Consider the following 6,920-nt stretch of genomic DNA (forward strand, 5'->3'; position numbering starts at 1 on the left):
GGCAAGCGACCCTCAGGCGACCTTGGTGTGACCGCGGGCCTATCGGAGACGAACGATGACGACTGACGTGACCATCAGTGACAAGGCCGCACGCCGGATTGGGGAGATCCTCAAAGGCGAAGGGTCTGGCGCGATGCTGCGGATCTCGGTCGAGGGCGGCGGCTGCTCCGGCTTCCAGTACAAGTTCGACATTGACCGTGCCCGCACCGACGACGACCTCGTGATCGAGCAGGACAATGCGGTGGTGCTGGTCGATTCCGCCTCGCAGCCATTCCTGGCGGGGTCGCAGGTCGATTTCGTCGATGACCTGATCGGCGCCTCGTTCCGCGTCAACAACCCCAACGCCACGGCGTCCTGCGGCTGCGGGACCAGCTTCTCGATCTGACGTCGCCGGCTAAGCGCCGGTGATCTGCCTTTCCTCGTCCGTCCAGTCCGCCTCGACCGGCATCTGCTCGGGCTGAAGCGGCGCGCCCTCCGACACCCATTGGCCGTCCAGCGCACGCAGCAGCGCCGTGACCAGCGCAGGCTTGCGCAGCGGTTTGGCGAGGAAGTCGGACATCCCCGCCTCGCGGCAGTCCTTGACGTCTTCGGGGAAGGCGTTGGCGGTGAGCGCGATGATCGGCAGGGATTCGAATCGTCCGCCTAGCGCACGGATCGCCCGGGTCGCGGCAAGGCCGTCCATCTCGGGCATGCGCACGTCCATCAGCACGATATCGTAATCGCCTTCGGACACGGCCGCGACGGCCTCGACACCGTCGGCCACGACGCGCAACTCGACATCGAAGGCACCGAGCATCTTGCTCACGACCATGCGGTTGACGGCGTCGTCCTCGGCGACCAGCACCTTCAGCGGTCGATCGAAGCCCGCGATGCGCGCCTTGAGATCGTCGGCTTCCTCGCGGCCTGCGTCGTGATCGGACGTTTGCACCTGGCTCCACGGCAGCACCAACGTGAAGCGGAAGGTCGAGCCTTCGTCCGGCGTCGAGGTGACGCCGATGGTGCCGCCCATCTGCTCGATGATGCGTCGGGAGATTGCAAGCCCAAGCCCGGTGCCGCCGAAGCGGCGGCTGATCGAGGCGTCAGCCTGGGCGAAGTCGGAGAAGAGCTGGCCGAGCTTCTCGGGGGCGATGCCGATGCCGCTGTCGGTCACGCTCCATTCGACGGTGGCGAGCAGATCGCGGCGGGCCTGACAGACGGCCGTGATCGTGACTTCGCCCTCGTCGGTGAACTTCACCGCGTTGGAAGCGAGATTGAGCAGCACCTGGCGGATACGCGCGACATCGCCGCGCAGCGTCGGCGGCAGGTTGGGATCGAGCTCGACCCTGACCGCGAGCCCCTTGCTCTTGGCGCTCGCGCGCACGACGGTCGCCACCGCTTCGACCAGCGCCTGCGGCGCGAAGTCGATCACCTCGAACGCGAAGCGTCCGGCCTCGAGCTTGGAGAGGTCCAGGATGTCGTTGAGGATGCGCTGGAGATTGTCGCCGGACTCGCGGATCGTGGTGACGGCTTCGTGCTGCTCCGGATCGAGTTTTGTCTCCAGCAGCATGCTGGCAAGCCCCAGCACGCCGTTCATCGGCGTGCGGATCTCGTGGCTCATCACTGCGAGGAAATCCGATTTGGCGCGGCTCTCGGCCTCAGCCTTTTCCGCGCGCCAGCGCTCGGTCACGTCACGGCCGAAGCCGCGGTAGCCGAGGAATTGACCGTCGCGGTCGTAGGCCGGCTTCGCAGTGAGCGACCACAGCCGCGCCTCGCCGCCTGCGACCACCTTGAGGTTCATCTCGTGCAGCGGTTCGGCGTGCTCCATCAGGCCGACGACGTTGTAGGCCGCGCTCTTGTCTTCGGGGCACAGCATGTCGAGCACGTCGGCGAAATGCGCGCCCTTCAGCAGCGGCAGCGGCAGCTGTGCGACGGCGGCGAAGCGCTCGGGCACGTCGACCAGATGCCCCTCGGCGTCGGTCTGCCACAGCCAGTCGCTGGCATTCTCCTGAAAATCCTTCAGCAACAGCGAAATGATCTCTGTCTGCCGCTCGAACTCGAGCTGGGCCTTGAGATTGCCGAGGAACAGATTGCCTTGCGAGACGATGTTGCGCGCCATGAAGAACGCGAACAGCAGCAGGAACACCGCGGTCACGAGATACGGCCCGGTGCCGCACAACAGCAGCGCCGCGACGCAGGCGATCGTCGTCGTCGCGAGATAGACAAGGCCCGCGCGCGGGAAGGTCGAGAGCGTGAAGGCACCGCCGGACATCATACCGACCATCAGGCAGGCGAGAATGAGCTGGCTGGTCGGCTCGATGCGGCTGAACAGCGCGACCGGCAGCGTGCCCCAGATTGCGGCGAGGAAAAACGCCTGCCGCAACATCTGCCGCGCGGCGCGGGACGAGGCTTCCTGCGGCGGGCTCTGGTGGGAGCGCCGCCACGCGCGCACCGCGAGCGAGGCGGCGGTGGCGAGGGTCATGCCCCAGATCGCGAGAAAGTCGTTCCAACCACGGCCCCAGAACAGGACCAGCACGACCGCGACGTTGAGCATGGTGACGGCCATCGTCACCGGGATCAGCCGTATCACTGCGTCGATCTGCTTGGCGCGAATGCGGCTCAGTTCGCGCTCGCTGAGACCGGCGGTCAGGCCGTCCTCGATCTCGAAGCCGCCGAGCCAGTACAGGAACGCGCCGATCAAGCCGTCGCGGGGCTCGGTTCGCATCATGGATTTGTCCGACCGTCCCATCGAAAAACCTTTTCACGATCAATGGCCCAGGCCCGACTTAAGCCGGGTTAATTTTGTGGGAGATTTCGCAGCATCCTTGACGGGCGCGTTTGCATTTTGTTCTAACCATGGCCCCTGCCCGGAGCCGCCAAGATGCCCATCAGAATAGCCACCTGGAACGTGAACTCGGTCCGGCAGCGGATCGATCTCCTCCTGACCTGGCTGAAGGAGTGCCAGCCGGACATCGTCTGCCTCCAGGAGATCAAATGCGTCGACGAGGCCTTCCCGCGGCTGGAGATCGAGGCGCTCGGCTACAACGTGGTCACCCACGGGCAGAAGACGTTCAACGGTGTCGCCCTGCTCTCGAAGCTCAGGTTCGACGAGACCAAGTCGGGGCTTGCCGGCGACGACGAGGATGCGCATGCCCGCTTCCTCGAAGGCGTGGTGACGCTCAAGCGCGGCGTGCTGCGCATCGCCTGCCTCTATCTGCCCAACGGCAACCCGGTCGGGACCGAGAAATATCCCTACAAGCTCAAATGGATGTCGCGGCTTCTTGAGTATTCGAAGGAGCGCCTCAAGACCGAGGAGCCGCTGATCCTCGCAGGCGACTTCAACGTCATCCCGCATGCCCGGGACGTCCATAATCCCGCCGCCTGGACCGAGGACGCCCTGTTCAAGCCCGAGACGCGGGAGAGTTTTCAGTCCCTGCTCGGCCTCGGCCTGACCGATGCGCTTCGGGCCGTCACCGACGAGCCCGGGCTCTACACATTCTGGGATTACCAGGCCGGCGCCTGGCAGAAAAACCATGGCCTGCGGATCGACCATCTGCTGCTGTCGCCACAGGCCAGCGACCGGCTCGCCAATGTCGGCATCGACAGCTATGTGCGCAGCTGGGAGAAGCCGTCGGACCACGTGCCGGTGTGGGCGGACCTCGATCTCGAGGCGGCGTGAGGCCGCCTCAGCCCATCACTCCCGGCGGCCCTGCACCCACTGCTCCAGCATCTGCAGGCACATGGCGCGATCATCGTCGGAGGCCTTTGCGAAGGCGCGGTTGTAGTTTTCCTTGATCCAGGTCTCGTCGCTGCCTGCGCTGTCGCGCGCCAGCGTCAGCCACATCAGGCCGCGCGCGGCCTGCCGCGGCAGGCGGTCGCCGTTGAACAACATCTGGCCGAGCAGCGCCTGGGCCTCGTGCTGGCCCTTCTGCGCGGCGAGCCCAAGCCAGCGCGCGCCGTAGCGAAAATCCTCGCGCGAAGCGTCCGGCGTCTTCAGGTACAGGCGGGCGAGATCGTATTGCGCATCCGCATTGCCGAAATAGGACGCGGCATAGGAGAACATCTCCCGCGCCCGCTCCTGGTCCGGCTTGACCTTCGAATTCGGGATGCCGCTGAGATAATAGCGGCCGAGCGCCACAAAGGCGTTGGCGACGATCTGCGCCTGCGGCGCCGACGGGCTATCCTCGGCATGCGCGTTGGCGATGCGGGTGAAATACTCGAACGCACGCACATCGTCCTGGGCGACGCCGTCGCCATTGGCATACATGCGGCCGAGCTTCCACTGCGCGATGGGGTGGCCACCCTCCGCGGCATATTGCAAGGCGCTGAGCGACGTTTCTTGGGTCACGACCGCTGGCGGCACATTACGCACCTTGCCTGCTGCACCCGGCAAGCTCGTGACCACGGGGATGGTCGCATCCTTCGGGCTGACGGGGGCGCCGTCAAAGGCGAGCGCCGGCGCGGCCAGCGCAGTAGCCCCCAACACAAACGCAACGATGGTACGCCTAGATGTCCGCATAGCACTGTTTCTCGTGCGCGCCGCCCGGGTGGGTCACTGCCCCACCGAGCGCTGGTCCAACCTGCTGAGCATATTTCCAGAGCGCGCCCGTCGTGTGGTTAGTCGCGCGAGCGATCCATTTGGTCTTGCGTTGGGCAAGCTCCTGGTCGCTCAATTTTACGTTAAGGGTACCGGCGACCGCGTCGATCTCGATGATATCGCCGTCCTCGAGCAGCCCAATCGGGCCGCCGATGGCGGCTTCCGGCCCGACATGGCCGATGCAGAAGCCGCGGGTGGCGCCGGAGAAGCGGCCGTCCGTGATGAGCGCGATCTTGCCACCCATGCCCTGGCCGGTCAGCGCCGCGGTGGTCTGGAGCATTTCCCGCATCCCGGGACCGCCCTTGGGCCCCTCGTAGCGGATCACGATGACTTCGCCTTCGCGGTAGGTGCGCTTCTGCACGGCCTCGAAAGCATCCTCCTCACGGTCGAAGCACCTGGCCGGACCGGTGAACCTGAGGTTGGACATTCCCGCGACTTTCACGATCGCACCTTCTGGCGCCAGATTGCCCTTCAGACCGACCACACCGCCGGTGACGGTGATGGGCTTGTCTGCCGGGTGCACCACGTCCTGGTGCGGATTCCACTTCACGCTTTTGAGGTTTTCGGCGATCGTTCGACCGGTGACGGTCATGCAGTCACCGTGAAGAAATCCGTTGTCGAGCAGCGTCTTCATCAGAAGCGGTATGCCACCTACTTCAAACATGTCTTTGGCGACATAACGGCCGCCCGGCTTCAAATCCGCGACGTACGGTGTCTTTTTGAAGATTTCGGCGACGTCGAACAGATCGAACTTGATGCCGCACTCGTGCGCGATTGCCGGCAGGTGCAGTGCAGCATTGGTCGAGCCACCGGACGCGGCGACCACGGCGGCGGCATTCTCCAGCGCCTTGAGGGTGACGATGTCGCGCGGCCGGATGTTTTGGGCGATCAGCTCCATGACCTGCTCGCCCGCGGTCATGCAGAAGGCGTCGCGAATTTCATAGGGTGCCGGAGCGCCGGCCGAGTACGGCAGCGCCAGGCCGATCGCCTCGGAGACCGTCGCCATCGTGTTGGCGGTGAACTGCGCGCCGCAGGCACCCGCAGAGGGGCATGCCACGCGCTCGATCTCGTCCAGGTCCTCGTCCGACATCGCGCCGACCGAGTGCTTGCCGACGGCTTCGAACATGTCCTGCACCGTGACCTGCTGGCCCCGGAAATTGCCGGGCAGGATCGAGCCGCCATAGATGAAGATCGAGGGCACGTTGAGGCGGACCATCGCCATCATCATGCCCGGCAGTGACTTGTCGCAGCCGGCCAGGCCAACGAGGGCGTCATAGGCGTGGCCACGGATCGTCAATTCGACGGAATCGGCGATGCATTCGCGCGACGGCAGCGAGGAACGCATGCCGTCGTGCCCCATCGCGATGCCGTCGGTTACGGTAATGGTGCAGAATTCGCGCGGCGTGCCTCCGGCGGATGCGACGCCCTTCTTCACCGCCTGCGCCTGGCGCATCAGGGAGATGTTGCAGGGCGCGGCCTCGTTCCAGCACGAGGCGACGCCGACGAAGGGCTGATGGATTTGATCGGTGGTCAGACCCATGGCGTAGAGGTAGGACCGATGGGGCGCGCGCGCAGGGCCTTCCGTCACGTGACGGCTCGGCAGCCTCTGCTTGATGTTGCTCTTCGCGTCCATCGCCAACCAGTTTCCCCGGCCAACCCTTTCAGACCCGAAAAATCATAGCCAAGATTTTAATCGACCTTTTGAATCGACCTTGGGGATTTCCCGTCGCCTTCCAGGACCACCGCTGCCGCTAAAACATTCGAGTGATTTTATTCATGTTCAGGTGTGGCCAAAAAGCGGCGTCGATGCGAACGGACAGAGATGATGGTTAAATCGGTGGCGGGTGTTGCATGGACGGCACAATCGTGGCCTGGAGGACACGGGCGGGCGTACCAAGATACCCCCGCTGGGAGGACGATCCACAACTTGAGATTTAGCGGCTCGCTGCTATGCCCAGTTTCGGCCGACGCCAAGGCGCAGCCAGGATGAGTCGCACTCTTACATTCCACCGCGTGTCCGAGACACGCTGCAAAGACGCTGCGCAGCGTCCGGGGTATGTGGAGGAGAGTGAGGCCCACACTCTCTCCACATCGTCATTGCGAGCGCAGCGACTTGTCCGCCGAAGCTTTAGCGAAGGCGGAAGCAATCCAGAATCCCTCCGCGGCGGCAGATTGGATTGCTTCGCTGCGCTCGAAGATTCTGGATTGCTTCGCTTCGCGCTCGCAGACGAGCTGGGGCAATCACTCCGCCACCAGCGCAATGAGGCGGCAGCGGCACTCTTCCAGCTTGCATTCAGATTGCAGACACGCCTTCGCATCCTCGCGGCGCGTTTCGCCCGAGCTTTGC

General features: G+C 64.6%; 6 protein-coding genes. 2 read left to right on the top strand and 4 right to left on the bottom strand.

From position 1 onward, the window contains the following. The first annotated feature begins 55 nt into the window (after window positions 1–55). Window positions 56–385 carry an iron-sulfur cluster insertion protein ErpA gene (erpA, locus tag IVB47_RS14730; protein ID WP_007610737.1) on the top strand — a complete coding sequence of 110 codons (330 nt, stop codon included), beginning with the start codon at window positions 56–58 and terminating at the stop codon, window positions 383–385. 9 nt (window positions 386–394) lie between these two features. On the opposite strand, the gene IVB47_RS14735 is transcribed toward erpA, so the two are convergent. Continuing rightward, window positions 395–2,725 carry an ATP-binding protein gene (locus IVB47_RS14735; protein WP_247462341.1) on the bottom strand — a complete coding sequence of 777 codons (2,331 nt, stop codon included), beginning with the start codon at window positions 2,723–2,725 and terminating at the stop codon, window positions 395–397. Window positions 2,726–2,857: 132 nt separating this feature from the next. Between IVB47_RS14735 and xth the strand changes: the two genes are divergently transcribed. Next, entirely contained in the window at window positions 2,858–3,655 is a 798-nt protein-coding gene (gene xth, locus IVB47_RS14740; protein WP_247462342.1) for an exodeoxyribonuclease III, read from the top strand. A 15-nt stretch (window positions 3,656–3,670) separates the two neighbouring features. Here xth and IVB47_RS14745 read toward each other — a convergent pair whose 3' ends face one another. From IVB47_RS14745 to IVB47_RS14755, 3 genes are all read right to left on the bottom strand, one after another. Further along, a complete protein-coding gene (locus tag IVB47_RS14745) occupies window positions 3,671–4,495 on the bottom strand; it encodes a tetratricopeptide repeat protein (RefSeq protein ID WP_027567095.1) in 825 nt (274 codons plus the stop codon). Beyond that, a complete protein-coding gene (gene ilvD / locus IVB47_RS14750; protein ID WP_247359445.1) occupies window positions 4,482–6,206 on the bottom strand; it encodes a dihydroxy-acid dehydratase in 1,725 nt (574 codons plus the stop codon). Before ilvD ends, IVB47_RS14745 begins: the two co-directional genes overlap by 14 nt. 461 nt (window positions 6,207–6,667) lie before the next feature. Continuing rightward, on the bottom strand, window positions 6,668–6,814 hold the full coding sequence (locus IVB47_RS14755; protein ID WP_247462343.1) for a hypothetical protein: 147 nt from the start codon (window positions 6,812–6,814) through the stop codon (window positions 6,668–6,670). Window positions 6,815–6,920 lie beyond the last annotated feature (106 nt).

It is taken from the genome of Bradyrhizobium sp. 62, assembly GCF_023073035.1.
Lineage (GTDB): Bacteria > Pseudomonadota > Alphaproteobacteria > Rhizobiales > Xanthobacteraceae > Bradyrhizobium.

What these genes read in the sequence shown, in the direction of transcription:
- ilvD (WP_247359445.1), bottom strand. Translation starts at nt 6,206, where the DNA reads ATGGACGCGAAGAGCAACATCAAGCAGAGGCTGCCGAGCCGTCACGTG.
- erpA (WP_007610737.1), top strand. Translation starts at nt 56, where the DNA reads ATGACGACTGACGTGACCATCAGTGACAAGGCCGCACGCCGGATTGGG.
- IVB47_RS14745 (WP_027567095.1), bottom strand. Translation starts at nt 4,495, where the DNA reads ATGCGGACATCTAGGCGTACCATCGTTGCGTTTGTGTTGGGGGCTACT.
- IVB47_RS14735 (WP_247462341.1), bottom strand. Translation starts at nt 2,725, where the DNA reads ATGGGACGGTCGGACAAATCCATGATGCGAACCGAGCCCCGCGACGGC.
- xth (WP_247462342.1), top strand. Translation starts at nt 2,858, where the DNA reads ATGCCCATCAGAATAGCCACCTGGAACGTGAACTCGGTCCGGCAGCGG.